The sequence below is a fragment of the Kitasatospora sp. NPDC002227 genome (assembly GCF_040296285.1).
Taxonomy (GTDB): domain Bacteria; phylum Actinomycetota; class Actinomycetes; order Streptomycetales; family Streptomycetaceae; genus Kitasatospora.
Window position 1 is genome coordinate 1 of the sequence record NZ_JBEOWY010000062.1, and the last position, 20,698, is coordinate 20,698.

Consider the following 20,698-nt stretch of genomic DNA (forward strand, 5'->3'; position numbering starts at 1 on the left):
AGGATCAAGGCCGGGGATGTCAACATATCTGGCGTTGACTTTTGGCACGCTGTTGAGTTCTCAAGGAACGGATGCTTCCTTCGAGCGGCCTTCCGACCAACCCTCCGGGCTTCGTTCTTTCGTATTTCCAGCTTACCAGATGTTTTCCGCGCGATTTCCGCCGGGCTCTTTCTGGCTTGCTTTCCGCCTTTCGGCGCTCCCGAACTCTACCAGAGTTCTCCGGCCGTTTTTCTCGCTCTCCGATTCGAGTCAATCGAATTTCGGAGCGAGTCCCACCGGCCGTGGGGCAACCCGGAGAACACTACGCACCGGGCCACCCCACGTCAAACCGACCGGCTCAGGCGCGGCCGAGCTCCTCGACGATCGCTGCGGCGAAGGCGTCGATGTCCGCCTCCGTCGTGTCGAAGGCCGTCATCCAGCGGACCTCGCCGGTGTGCTCGTCCCAGAAGTAGAAGCGGTAACGCTTCTGCAGTCGCTCGCTGACCTCGCGCGGGAGGATGGCGAAGACGGCGTTGGACTGGACCGGGCGGACGAGCTTGACGCCCTCGATCTCGGCCACGGCCGTCTCGAGGCGCTTGGCCATGGCATTGGCGTGCGAGGCGTTCCGCAGCCAGAGGTCGCGGGCCAGCAGGGCCTCGAACTGCACGGAGACGAAGCGCATCTTCGAGGCGAGCTGCATCGACATCTTGCGCAGGTACTTGAGGTTGCGCACCCGCTCCGGGTTGAGCACGACCACGCACTCGCCGAGCATCAGGCCGTTCTTGGTGCCGCCGTAGGAGAGGACGTCCACGCCCGCGTCCGTGGTGAAGGCGCGCAGCGGGACGCCGAGCGAGGCGGCCGCGTTGGCGGCGCGGGAGCCGTCCAGGTGGACGAGCATGCCGCGCTCGTGGGCGTGCTCGCAGATCGCGCGGACCTCTTCGGGGGTGTAGACCGTGCCGAGTTCGGTGCTCTGCGTGATGGAGACGGCGAGCGGCTGGGCGCGGTGCTCGTCACCCCAGCCCCAGGCCTGCTGGTCGATCAGCTCGGGGGTGAGCTTGCCGTCCGGGGTGGTGATGGTGAGGAGCTTGATGCCCGCGATCTTCTCGGGGGCACCGCACTCGTCCACGTTGATGTGCGCCGTGCCGGCCGCGATGACGGCGCCCCAGCGCGGGAGCAGCGCCTGCAGGGCGACGACGTTGGCGCCGGTGCCGTTGAACACCGGGTACGCCTCGGCCTTCTCGCCGAAGTGGCGGCGGAAGACCTCCTGCAGGTGCTCGGTGTACTGGTCCTCGCCGTAGGCGATCTGGTGGCCGCCGTTGGCGACCGCGAGGGCGGCCAGGATCTCGGGGTGGATACCGGCGTAGTTGTCGCTGGCGAAGCCCCGGACGGCCGTGTCGTGGCGGCGTACGGCGTCGGTGGTGCCGAAATCGGTGGTCATCGGGCTGTCAGCCACAGGTGCTGTCCGTTCAGTTCTGCTGCGGGGCGGTCCCAGAGGCCCGCCAGGGTGTCGGCCAGGTCGGCGATGTCGGTGTAGCCGGGGAACTTCGCGTCCGGCTTCTCGGCCCGCATCTCGGGGCTGACCAGGGCCTTGATCACCAGGATGGCAGCGGCCGCGGTCGGCTCGCCACTCTCGGCGGTGGTCTCCTTCTTGAAGGAGTCGGCCATCGCCAGGGTCCAGGCCTCGGTGGCGGCCTTGGCGGCGGCGTAGGCGGCGCCACCGGCGGTCGGCTTGTGGGCGCCCGCGGCGGAGACCATGGCGTACCGGCCGAAGGGGCTGCGGACCAGGGCCGGCTGGAAGGCCAGCGAGGTGTGCTGCAGGGTGCGCACGACGCGCTCGTGCAGGAAGTCCCAGTCGTCGATCCGGGTGTCGAAGAAGGTCTTGCTGCCGCGCCAGCCGCCCACCAGGTGGAGCAGGCCGTCGACGTGCCCGTGCTCGGCCTCCAGGTGGTCGGCCCAGTCGTGCACCTCCTGCGGGTCGAGCAGGTCGATCACCTGGCTGGTGACCTTGGCGCCCGGCACGGCGATGCGGACGGAGTCGACCACGGCGTCCAGGCGCTGCTGGTCGATGTCGGCGGCGATGACGGTGGCGCCGGCGGCGGCCAGTCGGCGGACGACGGCCGGGCCGCCGAGGCCACTGGCCCCGGCCACGGCGACGACCTTGCCTGCGAGGCTGGCGGTCATGCGGCGACTCCCTTGAGGTTGGTCCCGGTGATGCCCCGGGTGTTGGCGATGACGCCGCTGAGCTTCTTGTTCAGGGCCTCGAAGAACATGGAGAGCGGGAACTCGTCGGGCAGCACCGCGTCGCAGAGGGCCTTCTTGAGGGCCTTCTCCTCGGCGATGTCGAGCGGCAGCGCCTCCGGGCCCTTGGCCCAGGTGGAGGCGGGGTGCGGGGTGAGGTAGCGCGAGACCAGCTCGTAGGCGGCGATCCAGTGGGCCGTCTTGGGGCGGTCGATGCCGGCGCGGTAGAGGTCCTCGATCTCGCGGCAGAGGCCGTTGGTCACCTCGGCGACGCGCGACCAGTCGATGGTCAGCTTGTTGTCGCGCCAGGCCAGCGCGCCGTTCTTGTGCAGGTACGCGAAGAGCAGCTGGCCGCCCATGCCGTCGTAGTTGCGCACGCGGTCACCGGAGACGGTGAAGCGGAACATCCGGTCGAACAGGATCGCGTACTGGACGTCGCGGGCGTGCTCGTTGCCCTCGGCCTCGAGCTGGACGGCCTCCTTGAAGGTCGTCAGGTCGCAGCGGAGCTCCTCCAGGCCGTACATCCAGAACGGGCTGCGCTGCTTGATCATGAACGGGTCGAACGGCAGGTCGCCGTGGCTGTGGGTGCGGTCGTGCACCAGGTCCCACAGGGCGAAGGTCTGCTGGGCGCGGTCCTGGTTGGCGAGCAGGCCGGACGCGTCCTCGGGGATCGCCAGGCCGAGCTGCTCGACCGCGCTGGTCGCGACGGCGCGGAAGCGGGCGGCCTCGCGGTCGCAGAAGATGCCGCCCCAGGTGAAGCGGTCGGGGGCCTTGCTGACCGAGACCGTTTCCGGGAAGAGCACGGCCGAGTTGGTGTCGTACCCGGCGGTGAAGTCGGTGAAGGTGATCGCAAGGAACATCGGGTTGTCGAAACGCGTCCGCTCCAGCTCGGAGAGCCACTCGGGCCAGACCACGTTCAGCAGCACGGCCTCGAGGTTGTGGTTCGGGTTCCCGTTCTGGGTGTACATCGGGAAGACGACCAGGTGCTGGAGGCCGTCCTCGCGCTTGGCGGCGGGCTGGAAGGCCAGCAGCGAGTCCAGGAAGTCCGGCGTGCGGTAGCCCGTCTCACCCCATTTGCGCAGGTCGGCGACGAGGGCGGTGTGGTACTCGGCGTCGTGCGGGAAGAGCGGGGCGAGCTCCTCGATCGCGCCGATGACCGTCTCGACCAGCGGGTCGACGGTGTGGCGCTGCACGGCGGCGAGGTCGATCGAGCCGTCCTTGGACTGCAACGGGCGCAGCGCCTCGACCGCGTCCTTGAGGCGCAGCCAGGCGGGGTGGGCGGCGTGGCCGGTGGCGGGCTGAGCGGGAAGGTCGGCCGCTACAGCGAGGCTTGGCGAAAGATTCTGCATCGGAGACCCACTTAGACAGGAGTTATTTCGACAGAGACACCATAAGTTCGAGAGGTTCTCCTGTTCAAGGGGGGTTGGATCACAGAACGGTCCGAAGTCAAGGTGTCCGGCATATGGACTCCGTCATGGATGACCTGGACAGATCCCTCGATGGAGTGCGAACCTCCCGCCATGCTTCCGGCGGTGATCACCGCGGCCGAGTGCCGCAGGAGCGCCCGTCCGTACGCCGACCATGCCCCGAGCCCCGCAACGCCGCCACCGGGAGTACCGGTGTCCCCACCGCGTGTGCCGGGCACTCTTCCCGGCAGTCCGCGCTTCCTCGTCCTTGGAGCCCTGCCATGACGTCCGCCCCCGCCGTCCGTCGCCTCGCGCCGTTCGCCGCGTTGCTCACGCTGACCGCTCTCGCCGCCTGTGCCCCGCAGGACGAGGCGAAGTCCGCCGCCCCGGCCGCGTCGGGCAGCGGCTGTGTGAAGGGCGCGCTGGCCACGAAGAAGAGCGGCACCCTGACCGTCGGTACCGACAAGCCCGCGTACGCGCCGTGGTTCTCGGACGACAAGCCGGAGAGCGGCAAGGGCTTCGAGTCGGCGGTGGCCTACGCGGTCGCGGACCGGCTGGGCTACGCCAAGGACAAGGTCAGCTGGACGGTGAGCCCCTTCAACAAGGCGTTCGCGCCGGGGGCGAAGGACTTCGACTTCGACATCAACCAGGTCTCGGTCAGCGACGAGCGCAGGAAGACGGTCGACTTCTCCTCCGGCTACTACGACGTGCGCCAGGCGGTCATCGCGCTGAAGAGCTCCAAGGCGGCCGGCGCGAAGAGCCTGGCGGACCTCAAGGGCGTCAAGCTCGGTGCGCAGGTCGGCTCGACCAGCCTCACCACCATCACCGGGCAGATCAAGCCCACCGCCCAGCCGGCCGTCTTCGACGACAACGACCTGGCGAAGGCCGCGCTGAAGAACGGCCAGGTGGATGCGCTGGTGGTCGACCTGCCGACGGCCTTCTACATCACCGGTGCCGAGATCACCGACGCCACCGTGGTCGGTCAGTTCGCGAGCACCGGCGCGGGCGGCGAGCAGTTCGGCCTGGTGCTGGACAAGGGCAGCGCGCTGACCGCCTGCGTCTCCCGGGCGGTGGACTCGCTGCGGGCGGACGGCACGCTGGCCAAGCTGGAGCAGCAGTGGCTCGCCGACGCCGTCTCGGCACCGGTGATGCAGTGACCTCTGACGACGTGAGCGTGACCGACACCCGGCCGGCCGAGGAGTACCGCCCCTCGGAGCGGCGGCTGGCCCGGGAGGCGTACCGGCGCGGCCGGGCGCGCCGCTCGGCGCTGATAGCGACCGTGAGCACGACGGTGACGGCGGTGCTCCTCTACCTGGTGGTGGTGAGCGCCCCCGGCTGGGAGCGCACCCGGGAGACCTTCTTCAGCTGGCACTACGCCTCCCAGGCGCTGCCGGAGATCCTCAAGGGGCTGCGGGTCAACCTGGAGCTGATGGCGGTCTGCGGGGTGCTGATGCTGGCCGGCGGCCTGCTGCTGGCGCTCGCCCGCACCATGCGCGGACCGGTCTTCCTGCCGGTGCGGCTGCTCGCCACGGCCTACGTGGACTTCTTCCTCGGCCTGCCGCTGGTGATCCTGCTGCTCATCATGATCACCGGCGTGCCGGCCCTGCGGCTGGCCGGGGTGACCACCGACCCGATGGTGCTCGGCGGGATCGGACTGGTGCTCAACTACTCGGCCTACACGGCCGAGGTGTTCCGCGCGGGCATCCAGTCGGTGCACCCGAGCCAGCGCGCGGCGGCCCGCTCGCTGGGGCTGACCAACGCCCAGGCGATGCGGTACGTCGTGCTGCCGCAGGCGGTGCGGCGGGTGGTGCCGCCGCTGCTGAACATGTTCGTCTCGCTGCAGAAGGACACCGGCCTGGTCTCGATCGGCGGGGTGATCGACGCGGTGTACGCGGCGAAGATCGTCACCTCTCAGTCCTTCAACTACACGCCGTACCTGGTCGCCGGGCTGGTCTTCATCCTGCTGACCCTGCCGCTGACCCGTCTCACCGACTGGCTGGCCGCCCGGATGGCCCGCCGTCAGCAGCAGGGAGGAGCGGTATGACGAACGTGCTGCGGCTGGAGTCCGTCCGCAAGAGCTTCGGCGGCCAGCTGGTGCTGCGGGACGTCAGCCTCGAGGTGCCCGCGCACTCGGTGACGGTGCTGATCGGTGCCTCGGGCTCGGGCAAGTCGACCCTGCTGCGCTGCGCCAACCTCCTGGAGGAGGTGGACGACGGGGCGATCTACCTCGACGGCGCCGAGATCACCGACCCCCGGGCCGACCAGGACGCGGCGCGCCGGAAGATCGGCGTGGTCTTCCAGGCGTACAACCTCTTCCCGCACCTGAGCGTGCTCGACAACATCACGCTGGCGCCGCGCCGGGTGCACGGCCTGGGGCGGGCCGAGGCGGAGGCCAGGGCGCTCGAGCTGCTCGAGCGGCTGGGGCTGGCGGCCAAGGCCCGGGAGTACCCGGACCGGCTCTCCGGCGGCCAGCAGCAGCGGGTGGCGATCGTCCGGGCGCTGGCCACCTCGCCGCGGCTGCTGCTCCTGGACGAGATCACCGCCGCGCTCGACCCTGAGCTCGTGGGCGAGGTGCTGGCCGTGGTCCGGGACCTCAAGGAGCAGGGCATGACGATGGTGCTCTCCACCCACGAGATGGGTTTCGCCCGCGAGGTGGCCGACCAGGTCTGCTTCCTCGACGCCGGTGTGGTGCTCGAACAGGGGCCGCCCGCCCAGCTGTTCGGCGCCCCGCGGCACGAGCGGACCAGGCAGTTCCTCAGCCGGATCGTGGCGACCGGGCGGCTCAGCCCGGGAGCCTGAGAGGGCACGGCAGGGGCGCCGGCGACGGATTGAGGCACCGTCACCTCCGTACGCCCCCGTTCACGCCCTGCTGCGCCGGGCCCTGATCGGCAACCGTGGACATACGAACCGCGTCCACGGCCGAGAGGGGCCCCCATGCACGGACCAGCCGTCGTCACCTGGCTGCTGGCAGCCCTCACCGCCGCCTCCGGGCTCTACTGCCTGACCAGGCTGCGCCCCGCGGCCACCGCCTGCGGCCCGGCCGCCACCGGGTGGTGGCGGGGCCGGGAGGCCGACGCTGCCGAGGCCGTGATGGGGCTCGGCATGGCCGCGATGGCGCTCTTCCCCGGCACCGCCTGGGGCTGGCCGTACGGGCTGCTCGGCCTCGCCCTGCTGCTCGCCACCGCCGCTCCCGGCGCCCCGGCCGCCCGTGCCCACCGGCTGCACCACGCGATCGGCGCCCTCGCCATGACGTACATGGCCCTGGCCATGCCCCCAGGCACCGCCCACCACCACACCGCCCCCGGCCTCCCCCTCCTCACCGGCTCGCTCCTCCTCTACTTCGGCGTCTACGCCCTCTGGGCCGCCACCCGCCTGCTCACCCCCGCCGGCCCGGTCACCGTCGCCCTCGCCGCCGGCCCGGCCGCCGTCCCCCTCGCCCGGGCCTGCCGCCTGGCGATGGGCATCGGGATGTTCGCGATGCTGCTGGCGATGTGAGGGGCGCGGCGAAGTAGCGTGGAGCAGGTGAGCACCATGCCGTCCGAGGACACCCTGCGACTGCTCGACACCCTGCTGCGTCCGGACGACCCGGTGCACGCCGTGCTGCGCACGCACGTCCCGCACCTGCGGGTGACGAGCGTCTGCGGGTGCGGGTGCGACAGCCCCTCCTTCGAGCTGGACACCACGCTGGTCGAACCCGCACAGGTCGAGCCCGGCACCGGCATCGTGGCGGAGGCCGACTTCGTCACTGCCGAGGGGGTGCACGCCGGTGAGGTGCTGGTCTTCGCCCGCGGCGGCTACCTGTCCTGGCTGGAGGTCTGCACCTGGGACGAGACCGTCGAGGTGACCGTCGCGACCGCCCGGCAGCTGCTCTGCCCGTGAGCCCGCCCGAGGCCGCCGCGTGGCGTTGGTCACCTGGCGGGGCAGCGCTTCCAACGGCGGGGCGGCGGGCGTAGGTTGGGGCGTGCGCACCGCCGCGCGCCCGTGCCTTTCGGGAAGAAGCACCTGCGATGACAGCCCTGCTGAGCCTGCTGCTGCTGGGGATCGTGCTGTCCACCGTCGCACCGGGCCGGCTGGCCCGGGCCCGCTGGGCCGAGCGGGAGCCCGTGCTGGCTCTGCTCGTGTGGCAGTGCCTGGTGGCCGCGGTGCTGCTCTGCTGCGCGCTGGGGCTGGTGCTCGCGGGGGCGGCGGCCCTGCCGGAGCTGCGCGAGCTGGTCTTCCAGGGCGCCCCGCACGGGGTCGAGGCCGCGTACGGGCTGGCCGGCGGCGAGGGCTGGGGGCGGCTCGCGGCGGCGGCCCTGGCGTTCGGGGGCCTGTGGACGGCCTTCTCCCTCACCCGTGAGATCCGCTCGGCGCGGGCCCTGCGCGGCCACCGGCAGGAGCAGCTCGACCACCGGGCGCCCGAGATCCCGCCGCAGCTGACGGCCCGTCGGCGTCGGCGCGCCACGCGTGAGCGGCTGGTGGTCCTGGAGAGCGTGCGCCCCGAGGCCTGGTCGCTGCCCGGGCCGGATGCCAGGCTGGTGGTGACCACCCAGGCGCTGCGCCAGCTGACCGACCGTGAGCTGGCGGCGGTGCTCAGCCACGAGCGCGGGCACGTCCGGGCCCGGCACCACTGGCTGGCGCAGTGCTCCCAGGCGCTGGCCAGCGGCTTCCCGGGGGTGGCGATGTTCAGCGCGTTCCGGGACCAGGTGGGCGAGCTGATCGAGCTGGCGGCGGACGACCGGGCGGCCCGGCGGCACGGCCGGCTGACCACGGCCCTGGCGCTGGTCGAGCTCAACTCCGGCCGCGGCGTCTTCGGCCCCTGCCAGTCCCCGCTCGCCTCCGCCCGGGCCCCGCAGCTGACCGCCCAGGCCCCGCGCCGGGTCGACCGACTGCTCGCGGGCGAGCCCCGCCTGCCGGTGGACCACCGCCTACGCCTGACCCTCGCCGCCCTGGCGGCTCCGGCCGCCGCCGTCCTGCTCGCTGCGGCGCCCGGTCTGACGGCCCTGCTCCGCCTCGGCTGACCTGCCCCCGCACGCGCGGCGGAGAAGCCCTGCCTCGGGCGAATCGGGCGGCGCCGACCGCTGAGCCCGCCCGGCCGTTACTTCGCCTACTTCGCCGGGGTGGCGAGCATCCGGGCGAGGACCTCGCGGTGGAGCGGCTTGGCCTCCTGGTACCGGCGGCAGCCGGCCTCGGTGAGCGCGACGTAGATGCCCCGGCGGTCGTCGGCGCACATCGACCGCTCGACCAGCCCGGCCTTCTCCAGCCTGCCGATCAGGCGGGAGAGCGCGCTCTGGCTGAGGTGCACCGTCGGCGCCAGCTCCTGGAGCCGCTGCCCCTCACCCGCGACATGGCCCTCGGCCAGCCGCTCCAGCACCTCGAACTCGCTCATGCCGAGGTCGTGCTGCTCACCGAGCTCGCGGTCGAGCGCGCAGGCCGTCGCCGCATGGCGCGCGAGCAGGTCGCGCCACTCGGCGACGAGGGTCGGCTCGGGCGAGTCGGGAGCGATGAAGTCTGGGTACGCCACCCCTTCAGGCTAGCAGATGCCCACGCATTTAATGAGTGCGCAATAAATGCACTTGCATCCCATGCACATGCATGGAAGTCTCTGGGCCATGACCACAGCGAGCCAGACCGCCCAGCCCGCAAGGCCCCTGCCCGACCAGACACCTGACGACCACTCACCCCGCGAGGAGCGCTGGAGCCCACGGCTCTGGGGCACCCTCGTCGTCCTCTGCGCCGCCCTGTTCCTCGACGCGCTCGACGTCTCGATGGTCGGCGTAGCCCTGCCCTCGATCGGGAGCGACCTCGGGCTCTCCACCAACGCCCTGCAGTGGGTGGTCAGCGGTTACGTGCTCGGGTACGGCGGCCTGCTGCTGCTCGGCGGCCGGGCGGCCGACCTGCTGGGCCGCCGCCGGGTCTTCCTGGTCGCCCTCGGCGTCTTCGCCGCCGCCTCCCTGCTCGGCGGCGTGGTCGACGACGGCGGCCTGCTGATCGCCGCCCGCTTCCTCAAGGGCGTGGCCGCCGCCTTCACCGCCCCGGCGGGCCTGTCCATCATCACCACGACCTTCGCTCAGGGCCCCGCCCGCAACCGCGCCCTGAGCATCTACACCACCTGCGGCGCCAGCGGCTTCTCCCTCGGCCTGGTGCTCAGCGGCCTGCTCACCGCCGTCGGCTGGCGGTGGACGTTCCTGATGCCCGTGCCGATCGCGCTCCTCGCCCTGGTCGCCGCCGTCCGGCTGCTCCCCCGCCCCACCACCGCCACCCAGCGCGTCACCGGCGGGTACGACATAGCCGGGGCGGTCACCGGCACCGCCGCCCTCCTGCTGCTGGTCTTCACCGTCACCGAGGCGCAGTCCGCCGGGTGGGCCAGCCTGCGCACCCTGGGGTCGCTGCTGGTGGTCGCCCTGCTCGCCGCCGCCTTCCTGCGGATCGAGTCGCGCAGCGCCGCTCCGCTGGTCCGGCTCGGCATCTTCCGCAACGGCGGCGTCACCCGGGCCAACCTCGCGGCCCTCGCCCTGGTCGGCTCCTACGCGGGCTTCCAGTTCATCGCCACGCTCTACCTGCAGCGGCTGCTCGGGTGGTCCGCTCTGGACATGGCCTTCGGCTTCCTCCCGGCCGGGGCGCTCATCGCGCTCTCCGCCACCAAGATGGGCGCCGTGGTGGACCGCTTCGGCACCGCCCGCCTGCTGCCGGTCGGCGTGCTCGCCCTGCTGATCGGCTTCGGCCTCTTCCTGCGGCTCGACGAGCACAGCACCTTCCTCGGCCTGGTGCTGCCGAGCATGCTGTTCATCGGGGTGGGCTTCTCGCTGGCCTTCCCCTCGATCAACATCGAGGCCACCAACGGCGTGGCCGACGAGGAGCAGGGGCTGGCCTCCGGCCTGGTCAACACCGCGATCCAGGTCGGCACAGCGCTGGTGCTCGCCGTGGTCACCGCCGTCATCACGGCCGGCAGCCACGGCGGGCAGAGCCCGCACGAGCAGCTGGCCGGCTACCGCCCGGCCCTGCTCCTGGTCGTCGGCGTCGCACTGCTCGGCCTGCTGGTCGGCGTGGCCGGCGCCGTGGTGGACAGCCGTCGCCGCCGGGCGGAGCGGGCGGAGTCCCCGGTGCCGGACTACACCTACCCCTCGGCGCCGTCCGCGCAGCCCGTAAAGCCCGCGCAGGCCGCGCAGCCCGCTCGGGCCGGAAGCTCCCGCGGCTGAGGCACTCGAAACTGAAGGCGAGCCGACTCCACCAAACCCCCGTGTTGGTGGAGTCGGCTCTCCGTACGGGCAGGACGACGGGCCACTGCGGGCCGCAACCGTCCTGGCCCCGGCAGTATATTGGCCGGGAGCCAACGAACGTACGGAGCAGACACGATGGCACCCCGCGGGGATTCGGTCAACGAGGAAATGCGCCAGCGGTCCCAGGACCGCATCCTCCAAGCCACCGTCGAGCTGGTCGACCAGTACGGATACGCCAGGACCACACTGGGTGACATCGCCGAGCGCGCGGGCCTCGCCCGCGGCCTGGTGAGCTACTACTTCGACGGCAAACGGCTCCTCATGCAGTCGGCCACCCACCGGCTGATGCACCAGGCGCTCGCCACCGCGCTGGACGGGCTCGCGGCCGACGCCACCCCCGAGGCACGGCTGGCCCTCGGCATCGACACGGTGCTCACCCTCGCCCTCACCCACCCCCGGGTGATGCGCTCCCACCTCGCCCTGATCCTCGACCCGGACGGCGGCGCCTTCGTGCAGGACCCGGAGCAGCGCCGGCTCGGCGCGATCCTGCAGGGTCTGCTGGAGGGCTGGGGCGCCGGCGATCCGGTCGCCGAGCACGCCGTGCTGCGCAGCGCGCTGATGGGCGGGTGCATCGGCGTGCTGCTCCCCGGAGCCGCTCTCCCGCTGGCCCCGATCCGGGCCGATCTCTTCGCCCGCTACGGGCTGGACTGGGAGCTGGGCACTCCCCCGGGCGACCGCCCGGACCGCCGCCCGGGCCCCGGGAAGCCCGGCAGACCCCAGCGGTCGGGCAGTGGTGCCTAGCGGTCGTCGCTCTCGGCGAGGATCGCGGCCAGCAGTTCGGTGGTCTGGTCCGGCGTCAGACTGTCCACGCAGAGCCGCTCCATCACCTGGACGTAGGCGTCGACGTCGTCGCGCTTGTCCAGGTAGAGGGCGCTGGTCAGCTGCTCGAGGTAGACCACGTCGGCGAGGTCCTGCTCGGGGAAGCGCAGGATCGAGAAGGCCCCGCTCTCGCCCGCGTGCATGCCGAAGCGGAACGGCATCACCTGGATCACCACGTTCGACTGCTCGGCCATGTCGATCAGGTACTGGACCTGAGCACGCATCACCTTGGGCCCGCCGACCGGGCGGCGCAGCGCGGCCTCGTCGATCACGGCCCAGAGCATCGGGCTGTCCCCCGCGGCCAGCAGCTTCTGACGGCGCATCCGCAGGCCGAGCCGGCGCTCCAGCTCGTCCTCGGAGATCACCGGCCGGGTCTGGGAGAAGATGGCCCGCGCGTAGTCCTCGGTCTGCAGCAGCCCGGGGATGAACTGCACCTCGTAGGTGCGGATCATCGCCGCGGCCTCCTCGAGGCCCACGTAGGTCTGGAACCAGCCGGGCAGCACATCGTTGAAGCTGTGCCACCAGCCGGACTTGTTGGCTTCGCGGACCAGGCCGAGCATGGCCTCCCGCTCGCCGCTGTCGTCCACGCCGTAGAGGCTGAGCAGGTCGGCGACGTCGCGCTCCTTGAAGGAGACGCGGCCGAGTTCCATCCGGCTGATCTTGGACTCGGAGGCGCGGATCGCGTACCCCGCGTCCTCGCGCGTGATGCTGCGGCCCTCCCGCAGGCGCCGGAGCTGGGAGCCGAGGAGGATGCGGCGCACCATTGAGCCACCACCGGGCTGAACTGTGGTCATGCCGTCGAAACCTCCGCCTTGGACAAACAGCGCACAGTCTGCCATCAGTTGAGCGCTCTCGGTGCCGGTACTGAGGCAACGATCTACCAGTTCTGCATGAGATCCCCCATGATGCACGTGCATCCGGCGCTTGCATATGCCATTTGTACGACTGCACGTGAATCATCTCTTGCATCTGCAGTGGGCGCAGAGGACCATGGTGCACGTGCACCTGCACATCCCTGGCAACCCCGCAGGCACCGCGTCGACCCCTACGCGCGATTGAGCACACCGCACCCGGCCGCGCCCCCGCACGGCTGGGCTCACGTGTGCACGCGCGGGTGTGTCGAGGAGGTGACGGCGCGACCGAGCGAGTCGGAGGTGACCGGCATGACCCCGGCGGGTCCAGCCGTGTCGGCCCCCTTATGGGAGGAGCTCTTCATGAGCACAGGTACGGCTGTCGTGGCCGACCCCCACGTGGTCACCTGCACTCTCGCCCCTCGCCTGGAAGCCGTAAGAACCGCGCGCGAGTTCACCAGGACGACCCTGCAGGACTGGGGCCTCGGCGATCTCTTCGACGATGTCGCGCTGGTCGCCTCGGAGTTGGTGACCAACGCGCTGCGGCACGCCCTGGGCACTCAGGGCAGCTGTCCGGCGGCCGAGTCCGCCCACATCCCCGTCCAGCCCGGGCCGCGCCCGGCCGGTTCGGGGCCGCTGCCCGGGCCGATGGCCGCCATGGGTGCGGGCACCTCGGGCCTGCCGATCCGCATCAGCCTGGTGCACCGCGCACCGCAGGTGGTCTGTGCGGTGAGCGACCCGAGCAGCACCGGGCCGGTCGCCCGGGAGGCCGACTTCGTGGCCGAGTCAGGCCGGGGCCTGCACCTGGTCGACTCCTTCAGCCGCTCCTGGGGCTGGCATCCGCTGGCCGGCGCGGGCAAGGTCGTCTGGGCCGTCTTCGAGGCCGAGGACGCCCCGGTGACGCCACTTCGGTCCGGCAGTCCGTCAGGCCGCCACCGCCGCTCCGCCTGAGCGCCGGCGCTCCGCCGTCAGGGGGCGCGGTGTCCCGTTCCAGCAACGGGGCACCGCGCCCCCTTCGCTTTGCCCGGACGGCCCGGGCCCCGCTGCCCGTTCGGACCGCCCCCGGACACGGAAAGGCCGCCGCAGGTCCCATGACCCACGACGGCCTCGCGGTACGGCAGCGGCGGTCAGAGCGCCAGGTGGTCGAACTCGCCGTCCTTGGCACCCAGCAGCAGCGCCTGGATCTCGGCCCGGGTGTAGATGAGCGCGGGCCCCTCGGGGAAGCGCGAGTTGCGCATCGCGACGTCACCGCCCGGCAGGGCGGCGAACTCCACGCAGTTTCCCTGGGAGTTGCTGTGGCGGCTCTTCTGCCAGACCACGCCCTCCAGGTCCGCAGCAGCCATGCCGTTGTACGTGTTCTGCATCGTCATTCTCCCGAGCTGCCTGGCTTTCGCCTCACTTGACGTGATGATAGCCCGAATGCACGTGCATCAGCACGGGCAATTGCGCGTGCATAAGCCACTGTCACTGGCCTCTTCTTCCGCTCCGACAAGCACAGTTGACGCCCCGTAAGAGGACATATTCGGGCGAATGACGACTGGTTCGATGACGCCCCGTACCGGGAGGGCGCCACCGCGTTGATCTTCGACCCGCTTGATCGACTCACGGTCCGTCACCTTGGCCGGTCCATGTGACCAGCATCACGCGGAATACGGGCTTACGCTTGCCCGGATTCGGGCAACGGGCCAGTTGATCACCTGTTATGTCCGCTCATGTCCTGATTGACCGTCGATGCCCGGGGCGTGGACGGGAGCCGCCTGCGTACATGTCGGCGTAATGTCCTACGATCTCCGCCATGAGCACCGCAGCCATCCCGGGCGCGCCACTGCCCGTCCGCACGCCAGGCTCCCGCGCGCGGGGGCGCCACCGCCGCCCCGAGCGTCCCGAGATCCCGACCGGAGCCCCGGCCCTGGTGCTGGCCGTCCCCGCCACGGCCGGGCCCGAGGCCCGCCCCGTCGTCGACGAGCTGCTCTCCGTCGTGCGCGGCGAGCAGCCGGGCATCGAGGCCGCCGCCGGGTACCTGGCGAGCCCCGAGGGCGAGGACGCCCCCACCGTCGCCGAGCTGCTGGCCCGGGCCGCCGAGGCGGGCCTGCCCGCCCCGGTGCTGGTCCCGCTGCTGGCGGGCCCGCACGACTACCTGGCCGAGCTGCGCGGGCTCGCCGCCGAGCACGGTGCCGTCGTCACCGACGTGCTCGGCCCGCACCCGCTGCTGGCCGAGGCCGTGCACGTCCGCCTCTCCGAGGCCGGGCTGGCCCGGGCCGACCGGGCCCGGCTCTTCGCCATCACCACCGCCGCCGACGGCGTGGTGCTGACCACGGTCGGCGGCGAGGAGGCGGCTGCCGCCGCCGGGATCACCGGCGTGCTGCTGGCCGCGCGCCTCGCGGTGCCGGTGGTGGCCGCGGCGCTGGACGTGCCGGGTTCGGTGGCGGCCGCCGTCGCCCACCTGCAGCAGACCGGTTCGCAGCGCCCGGCGCTGGCCCCGCTGGTGATCGGCCCCGAGGCCGACCCGGAGCTGCTGGCCACCGCCGCGGAGGAGACGGGCTGCCCCAGCGCCGCCCCGATCGGCACCTACCAGGCCGTCGGCCAGCTGATCGCCTCCACCTACCTCGCCGCCCTCCCGGCCCCCGCCGAGCCGGCCGAGGCCCCTCAGCCGGAGCCCGTGGCCGGCCCGGTGGCCCAGCCCGCCGAGTAGCCCTCCCCGCGCCTCCGTACGGCCCGTCGACACCCCGTGTCGGCGGGCCGTTCGTCATGCCCCCGGCGCGGGCCTTGGCCCCCGGCCCGGCAGGACCTTCGACCCTGGCGGCCAGGCTTTACCGCAGCTTGACCGAACTGTGTCACCTGCCGCCCGCGGCGGAATCGCCGTCAGTCCACAATTCTGAGCCACCGCCAGTTCCGCCGTGCGGCACAGGGTTTGACGGTATGCGAGCCATCGCCGTGGAATTGGCCGGATTCCGGCGCCGGTAAATGGTTTGAAGATGATCTGTGATGGCGGTCACAGTGTTTGCAGATTCAACTTAAGTCTGCCTAATGTCCTCCCGTTCGTGGTCACACGGACCCAGCTCATCCGGGACGCCGAGTCCTGCCGCCGGGCGAGCTGGCAGCGCAGAAACGCACCACGGCAGGGGCGGGGGAACCAGGTAAGTCGCCCGGAGGCGGTCCAGCGGACCGCGGCCGGGCTTGGGGTGAAGCCGTGCTCAGCACGGCCGGGCAACTCCAGCCCGAATCCGACAGCTCACCTCGCAGGCGTGGGAGAGGAACGCATCTTCATGCTGCCCATCAACGCGACCAAGCGTGCCCGCCGTCTGATCGCCGCCACCGGTGTCGTCGGCCTCGGTCTGACCATCCCCTGCCTGACCGCCGGTGCCGCCTCGGCCGCCTCCGTCTCCACCTGGGACAAGGTCGCCCAGTGCGAGAGCAGCGGCGACTGGAGCATCAACACGGGCAACGGCTTCTACGGCGGCCTGCAGTTCACCTCGAGCACCTGGGCCGCGTACGGCGGTCACGACTACGCCGCGCAGGCCAACCAGGCCACCAAGGACCAGCAGATCTCCGTCGCCGAGAAGGTGCTCGCCGACCAGGGCCCCGGCGCCTGGCCGGTCTGCTCCATCCAGGGCGGCCTGACCCGCGGCGGCGCCGCCCCGCAGGTCGACACCTCCGCCAAGTCGAGCGCCCCGGCCAAGTCCGAGTCCTCCGACGCCGCCGCGCCGACCGCCGACTCCGGCTCCAAGTGGGGCCACCGCGGCGAGCACAACTGGGGCCAGCAGGCTGCCGCCCCGGCCGCCGGCACCGGTACGTACACCGTGGCCGAGGGCGACTGGCTCTCCACCATCGCCCAGAAGAACAACGTCCAGGGCGGCTGGGAGAAGCTGTACGACCTGAACAAGTCCGTCCTCACCGAGGGCCCGGACATGATCTACCCCGGCCAGCACCTGAGCCTGGGCACCGCCGTCGCCACCCCGCAGCAGGCCCCGGCCCAGGCCGCCCCGCAGCAGCAGGCCGCGCCGAAGGCCACCACCCGCACCACCTCGGCCAAGCGCTCCGGCGCCCCGGCCAAGGCCGCCGAGGCGCAGGCCCCGGCCGCGACCGGCAGCATGGCCGCCGCGATCGCCTTCGCCGAGTCCAAGCTGGGCCAGGCGTACGTCTACGGCGGCACCAGCGACGGTGGCTGGGACTGCTCGGGTCTGACCCAGGCCGCGTTCCGCCAGGCCGGCATCTCCCTGCCGCGCGTCGCGGCCGACCAGGCCGACGCCACCCACCGCGTCTCGCTGGACAACCTGCAGCCGGGCGACCTGCTCTTCTGGTCGAACAACGGCAGCAACTCGGGCGTCTACCACGTCGCCCTGTACGTCGGTGACGGCAAGTACGTCGAGGCCGCCAACCCGCGGGCCGGCGTGAAGACCGAGACCGTCGCCAACTGGGCGCCGGACTTCGCCGGTCGCATCTGAAACACCGCCTGACCCGCAAGGGCCCACCCGCCGGGGGTGGGCCCTTGCGGCGTCCCCGGGTACCTGGGCATGCTGATCCCACCGACACAGGGGGATGACCATGGCCAAGGTGACCGTCTCGCTCGACGCCGACCTCGCGATCGAGGTCATGATGCTCTCGGGCACCCGCAGCCCGCAGGACGCCGTCGAACTGCTGATCCGCGACTTCCTGGCCCGCGGCCGCCGCACCGAGGCCCGCACCGGCGAGGCCCAGCAGACCCGGCAGCCCGCCGAGCACGACCAGATCGCCGCGGAGGGCTAACCCGCGTCCTTGCGAGGGCGGTCGTTCCGGCGGCGCGTGAAGACCAGGAAGCCCGCGAAGGCCACCACCGCGACGATCACGCCCGCCAGGGTCGCGCCGCGGAACCAGGGCGCGTTGACGTCCATCACCCGCTGGCCCGCGTGCGCGCCGCTGCCGCGGCCGACCACCACGCCGAGCGTCCACAGGTTCGGCAGGGCGAGCAGCACGGCCAGCGCCAGCCAGGCCAGCGTGACCTTCCAGGAGCGTCGGCGGTAGAGGCCGACCCAGGCGGCCATCAGCGGCAGCAGGGTGCAGCTGACGCCCAGGCACAGGCCGAGCACCAGGCCGGTGCTGAGCCGCCCGTCCACGGCGTCGCCGATCCGCTGGGACCACCAGCGCGGGATGGTGGCGGCCAGGACGAAGTACGCGGCCACCACGACCACCAGCAGCCCGCCGCCGAGCAGCAGCCGCTTGCGCCAGTCCCGGTGCGCCGCCGGCTCCGCGGCCTTCGGGGCGCCCACTTCGTCCGTACCGCTCGGCTCCATGATCCGATCGTCACCCCGCACGGGAGCCGGGGAGCCCGGACACGCCGAACGGGGCGCCGTCCGGGGGACACTCCCCCGCACGACGCCCCGCGTCGGAACGGACTACTTCGCGGCCCCCGTCGAGCCGCGCATCACCAGCTCGGGCTGGAACATGAACTCCGCCCGCTGCCCGGGGTTGCCGCCGACCTCCTCCAGGAGGGCGTCCACCGCAGCCGTGGCCATCGCCTCGACCGGCTGGCGGATGGTGGTCAGCGGCGGCTCGGTGAACGCTATCAACGGCGAGTCGTCGAAGCCGACCACCGAGACGTCCTGCGGCACCGAGAGCCCTCGCTGGCGCACGGCCCGGATCGCGCCGAGCGCCATCAGGTCCGAGCCGCAGACGATCGCGGTGCAGCCCTTGTCGAGCAGCGCCCCGGCGGCCGCGTGGCCGCCCTCGACGCTGAACAGGGTGTGGTGCACCAGCGCCTCCGCCTCCTCGGGCGTCTTGTGCAGCACCTCCCGCAGGGCGGCCGTGAAGCCCTCGATCTTGCGCAGCACCGGCACGTACCGGCGCTGGCCGACGGCCAGTCCGATCTGCTCGTGGCCGAGCTCGTGCAGGTGCTGCACGGCCATCCACATCGCCGAGCGGTCGTCCGGGGAGATGAACGGCGCCGAGATCTTCTCGCTGTAGCCGTTGATCAGCACGAACGGCACCTGACGGCCGGTCAGCTTGGCGTACCGGTCGTGGTCGGCGGTGGTGTCCGCGTGCAGACCGGAGACGAAGACGATGCCCGCCACGCCCCGGTCGACCAGCATCTCCACCAGTTCGTCCTCGGTGGAGCCGCCCGGGGTCTGGGTGCAGAGCACGGGCGTGTAGCCGTGGCGGCTCAGCCCCTGCTCGATGACCTGGGCCAGGGCGGGGAAGATGGGGTTGCTCAGCTCCGGGGTGATCAGGCCGATCAGCCCGGCGCTGCGCTGCCGCAGCCGGGTCGGGCGCTCGTAACCGAGCACGTCGAGCGCCGCCAGCACGGACTGCCGTGTGGTGGCGGAGACGCCTGCCTTGCCGTTGAGGACGCGGCTGACGGTGGCTTCGCTGACCCCCGCCTGCGCCGCGATGTCCGAGAGTCGCGCCGTAGTCACGATCCCAGAGCCTATTGCACCCATGTCAGACCGCCCACCAGCTGGTGCTGTCCGATGCCAGAACGATCTCGCCGCCGTCCACCACCGGCTCGTCCCCGGAGGCCAGCAGCAGCTGGCCGGGAGCGGCCACCCGGACCGGCTCGGCGGTGGTGTTGGCGTAGCAGACGAAGGAGCCCTCGGCGCTGTCGCGGCGGAAGGCGAGCACGCCCTCGGGGGCGTCCAGCCAGGTCACCTCGGTGCCGCCGCCGAGCGCGGGGTGCTCCCGGCGCACGGCCAGCGCGCTGCGGTAGAGCTCCAGGGTGGAGGTCGGGTCGCCGGTCTGGCTCTCGACGCTCAAAGAAGCCCACTCGGCCGGCTGCGGCAGCCAGGACGGACCGCCGGCCACCGGGCCGAAGCCGTACGGGGCCTCGGTGCCGGACCACGGGAGCGGCACCCGGCAGCCGTCGCGGAAGCCGTCCTGTCCGCTGGCGCGGAAGAAGGACGGGTCCTGGCGGACCTCGTCGGGCAGGTCGGTGACGTCCGGCAGGCCGAGCTCCTCGCCCTGGTAGAGGTAGGCGGAGCCGGGCAGCGCCAGCATCAGCAGCGAGGCGGCCCTGGCCCGGCGCAGGCCCAGCTCGCGGTCACCCGCCGTGCGGATCTGGGTGCCGCCGGGCGGGTTGGCGAAGCGGGTGGCGTGCCGGGTGACGTCGTGGTTGGAGAGCACCCAGGTGGTGGGCGCGTCGACCGGGCGCATCGAGTCGAGCGAGAGGTCGATGACCTCGCGCAGCGCCGCCGCCTCCCAGTGGGTGCCCAGGTACTGGAAGTTGAAGGCCTGGTGCAGCTCGTCGGGGCGCACGTAGTTGGCCGTGCGCTGCACGGTCGGCGTCCACGCCTCGGCGACGCCGATCCGCTCGCCCGGGTACTCGTCCAGGATCATCCGCCAGCTGCGGTAGATCTCGTGCACGCCGTCCTGGTCGAAGAAGGGCATCACGTCGTTGCCGAGCAGCTTGAGCTGCTCGGAGCCACCGATGTCCGGCAGGCCGGGGGCCTTGACCATGCCGTGCGCGACGTCGATCCGGAAGCCGTCCACGCCCATGTCCAGCCAGAACCGCAGGATCGAGCGGAACTCGTCGGCGACGGCCGGGCTGTCCCAGTTGAAGTCCGGCTGCTCGGGGGCGAACAGGTGCAGGTACCACTCGCCCGGGGTGCCGTCGGGGTTCTGCGAGCGGGTCCAGGCCGGGCCGCCGAAGATGGACTCCCAGTCGTTGGGCGGCAGTTCGCCGTTCGCGCCCTGGCCGGCACGGAAGTGGTAGCGCTCGCGCAGCGCCGAGCCGGGGCCCTCGCGCAGCGCGCGCTGGAACCACTCGTGCTGGTCCGAGGAGTGGTTGGGCACCAGGTCGACGATGATCCGCATGCCCAGCTCGTGCGCGTCGCGGATCAGCCCGTCCGCGTCCAGCAGGGTGCCGAACATCGGGTCCACCGCGCGGTAGTCCGCCACGTCGTACCCGGCGTCCGCCTGCGGGGAGGCGTAGAAGGGGGAGAGCCAGACGGCGTCCACGCCGAGGTCGCGCAGGTACGGCAGGCGGCTGCGGACGCCCGGCAGGTCACCCATCCCGTCGCCGTTGGAGTCGGCGAAACTGCGCGGGTACACCTGGTAGATGACCGCGTTGCGCCACCAGTCTCTGGACGCGGCGCCGTCCTGGGCGGTCGGCGCGGCGTCGGGCCGGGAGGTGGCGGCCAGGTTCTGGGTCATGGTCATCCCTTGGGAGATAGAGCGG

Annotated in this window: 21 protein-coding genes and 1 riboswitch; of the genes, 12 read left to right on the forward strand and 9 right to left on the reverse strand. The window is 72.0% G+C overall.

Annotated features, from left to right (window positions below; genetic code table 11):
* Window positions 1–337 precede the first annotated feature (337 nt).
* The 3 genes from ABT095_RS34270 to ABT095_RS34280 are packed head-to-tail and all read right to left on the reverse strand — an operon-like array spanning window position 338 to window position 3,566.
* Window positions 338–1,417: a threonine aldolase family protein gene (locus ABT095_RS34270; RefSeq protein ID WP_350533481.1), complete on the reverse strand. Its 1,080-nt coding sequence runs from the start codon at window positions 1,415–1,417 to the stop codon at window positions 338–340.
* Window positions 1,414–2,160, reverse strand: a complete 747-nt coding sequence (locus ABT095_RS34275; protein ID WP_350533482.1) for an SDR family NAD(P)-dependent oxidoreductase — start codon at window positions 2,158–2,160, stop codon at window positions 1,414–1,416. Before ABT095_RS34275 ends, ABT095_RS34270 begins: the two co-directional genes overlap by 4 nt.
* On the reverse strand, window positions 2,157–3,566 hold the full coding sequence (locus ABT095_RS34280) for a DUF6421 family protein (protein WP_350533483.1): 1,410 nt from the start codon (window positions 3,564–3,566) through the stop codon (window positions 2,157–2,159). The genes ABT095_RS34275 and ABT095_RS34280 overlap by 4 nt, the downstream gene beginning before the upstream one ends.
* A gap of 338 nt (window positions 3,567–3,904) precedes the next feature.
* Here ABT095_RS34280 and ABT095_RS34285 point away from each other — a divergent pair, with 338 nt between their 5' ends.
* From ABT095_RS34285 to ABT095_RS34310, 6 genes are all read left to right on the forward strand, one after another.
* Complete coding sequence (locus ABT095_RS34285) at window positions 3,905–4,780, forward strand: ABC transporter substrate-binding protein (protein WP_350533484.1); 876 nt, start codon at window positions 3,905–3,907, stop codon at window positions 4,778–4,780.
* Window positions 4,777–5,667: an amino acid ABC transporter permease gene (locus tag ABT095_RS34290; protein ID WP_350533485.1), complete on the forward strand. Its 891-nt coding sequence runs from the start codon at window positions 4,777–4,779 to the stop codon at window positions 5,665–5,667. Before ABT095_RS34285 ends, ABT095_RS34290 begins: the two co-directional genes overlap by 4 nt.
* Complete coding sequence (locus ABT095_RS34295; protein WP_350533486.1) at window positions 5,664–6,422, forward strand: amino acid ABC transporter ATP-binding protein; 759 nt, start codon at window positions 5,664–5,666, stop codon at window positions 6,420–6,422. Before ABT095_RS34290 ends, ABT095_RS34295 begins: the two co-directional genes overlap by 4 nt.
* A gap of 135 nt (window positions 6,423–6,557) precedes the next feature.
* On the forward strand, window positions 6,558–7,118 hold the full coding sequence (locus ABT095_RS34300; RefSeq protein ID WP_350533487.1) for a DUF5134 domain-containing protein: 561 nt from the start codon (window positions 6,558–6,560) through the stop codon (window positions 7,116–7,118).
* 36 nt (window positions 7,119–7,154) lie between these two features.
* Complete coding sequence (locus tag ABT095_RS34305; RefSeq protein ID WP_502885121.1) at window positions 7,155–7,502, forward strand: hypothetical protein; 348 nt, start codon at window positions 7,155–7,157, stop codon at window positions 7,500–7,502.
* Window positions 7,503–7,630: 128 nt separating this feature from the next.
* Window positions 7,631–8,623: a M56 family metallopeptidase gene (locus tag ABT095_RS34310; protein WP_350533489.1), complete on the forward strand. Its 993-nt coding sequence runs from the start codon at window positions 7,631–7,633 to the stop codon at window positions 8,621–8,623.
* An 86-nt stretch (window positions 8,624–8,709) separates the two neighbouring features.
* On the opposite strand, the gene ABT095_RS34315 is transcribed toward ABT095_RS34310, so the two are convergent.
* The gene (locus tag ABT095_RS34315; protein ID WP_350533490.1) at window positions 8,710–9,126 is read right to left on the reverse strand and encodes a MarR family winged helix-turn-helix transcriptional regulator; all 417 of its coding nucleotides are present in this window, start codon (window positions 9,124–9,126) and stop codon (window positions 8,710–8,712) included.
* Between the two features lie 88 nt (window positions 9,127–9,214).
* Here ABT095_RS34315 and ABT095_RS34320 point away from each other — a divergent pair, with 88 nt between their 5' ends.
* Window positions 9,215–10,801 (forward strand): MFS transporter, encoded by a 1,587-nt coding sequence (locus ABT095_RS34320; RefSeq protein ID WP_350533491.1) that lies wholly within the window; start codon window positions 9,215–9,217, stop codon window positions 10,799–10,801.
* A 189-nt stretch (window positions 10,802–10,990) separates the two neighbouring features.
* Entirely contained in the window at window positions 10,991–11,623 is a 633-nt protein-coding gene (locus ABT095_RS34325) for a TetR/AcrR family transcriptional regulator (protein ID WP_350533492.1), read from the forward strand.
* Here ABT095_RS34325 and ABT095_RS34330 read toward each other — a convergent pair.
* Window positions 11,620–12,495: a Sco1979 family transcriptional regulator gene (locus ABT095_RS34330; RefSeq protein ID WP_350533493.1), complete on the reverse strand. Its 876-nt coding sequence runs from the start codon at window positions 12,493–12,495 to the stop codon at window positions 11,620–11,622. The genes ABT095_RS34325 and ABT095_RS34330 overlap by 4 nt on opposite strands.
* 420 nt (window positions 12,496–12,915) lie before the next feature.
* On the opposite strand from ABT095_RS34330, the gene ABT095_RS34335 reads away from it, so the two are divergent.
* Window positions 12,916–13,503: an ATP-binding protein gene (locus tag ABT095_RS34335; protein WP_350533494.1), complete on the forward strand. Its 588-nt coding sequence runs from the start codon at window positions 12,916–12,918 to the stop codon at window positions 13,501–13,503.
* A gap of 176 nt (window positions 13,504–13,679) precedes the next feature.
* Here the strand turns inward: ABT095_RS34335 and ABT095_RS34340 are convergent, their stop codons facing one another.
* Window positions 13,680–13,916: a DUF397 domain-containing protein gene (locus ABT095_RS34340; RefSeq protein ID WP_350533495.1), complete on the reverse strand. Its 237-nt coding sequence runs from the start codon at window positions 13,914–13,916 to the stop codon at window positions 13,680–13,682.
* A gap of 431 nt (window positions 13,917–14,347) precedes the next feature.
* Here ABT095_RS34340 and ABT095_RS34345 point away from each other — a divergent pair, with 431 nt between their 5' ends.
* The 3 genes from ABT095_RS34345 (at window position 14,348) to ABT095_RS34355 (ending at window position 17,298) form a co-directional block, all read left to right on the forward strand.
* A complete protein-coding gene (locus ABT095_RS34345) occupies window positions 14,348–15,244 on the forward strand; it encodes a sirohydrochlorin chelatase family protein (protein WP_350533496.1) in 897 nt (298 codons plus the stop codon).
* A 407-nt stretch (window positions 15,245–15,651) separates the two neighbouring features.
* Window positions 15,652–15,813: riboswitch (cyclic di-AMP (ydaO/yuaA leader) on the forward strand.
* Entirely contained in the window at window positions 15,798–16,997 is a 1,200-nt protein-coding gene (locus ABT095_RS34350) for a transglycosylase family protein (protein ID WP_350533497.1), read from the forward strand. (Overlaps the previous riboswitch by 16 nt.)
* A 100-nt stretch (window positions 16,998–17,097) precedes the next feature.
* Entirely contained in the window at window positions 17,098–17,298 is a 201-nt protein-coding gene (locus ABT095_RS34355) for a hypothetical protein (RefSeq protein ID WP_350533498.1), read from the forward strand.
* On the opposite strand, the gene ABT095_RS34360 is transcribed toward ABT095_RS34355, so the two are convergent.
* The 3 genes from ABT095_RS34360 to ABT095_RS34370 all read right to left on the reverse strand — a co-directional run bounded on the left by ABT095_RS34360 (window position 17,295) and on the right by ABT095_RS34370 (window position 20,673).
* Window positions 17,295–17,822, reverse strand: coding sequence for a DUF7937 domain-containing protein (locus ABT095_RS34360; protein ID WP_350533499.1), 528 nt, complete (start codon window positions 17,820–17,822; stop codon window positions 17,295–17,297). The genes ABT095_RS34355 and ABT095_RS34360 overlap by 4 nt on opposite strands.
* Before the next feature lie 102 nt (window positions 17,823–17,924).
* Entirely contained in the window at window positions 17,925–18,965 is a 1,041-nt protein-coding gene (locus tag ABT095_RS34365) for a LacI family DNA-binding transcriptional regulator (RefSeq protein WP_104819685.1), read from the reverse strand.
* Between the two features lies 1 nt (window position 18,966).
* Window positions 18,967–20,673, reverse strand: coding sequence for a glycoside hydrolase family 13 protein (locus ABT095_RS34370; RefSeq protein ID WP_350533517.1), 1,707 nt, complete (start codon window positions 20,671–20,673; stop codon window positions 18,967–18,969).
* Window positions 20,674–20,698 lie beyond the last annotated feature (25 nt).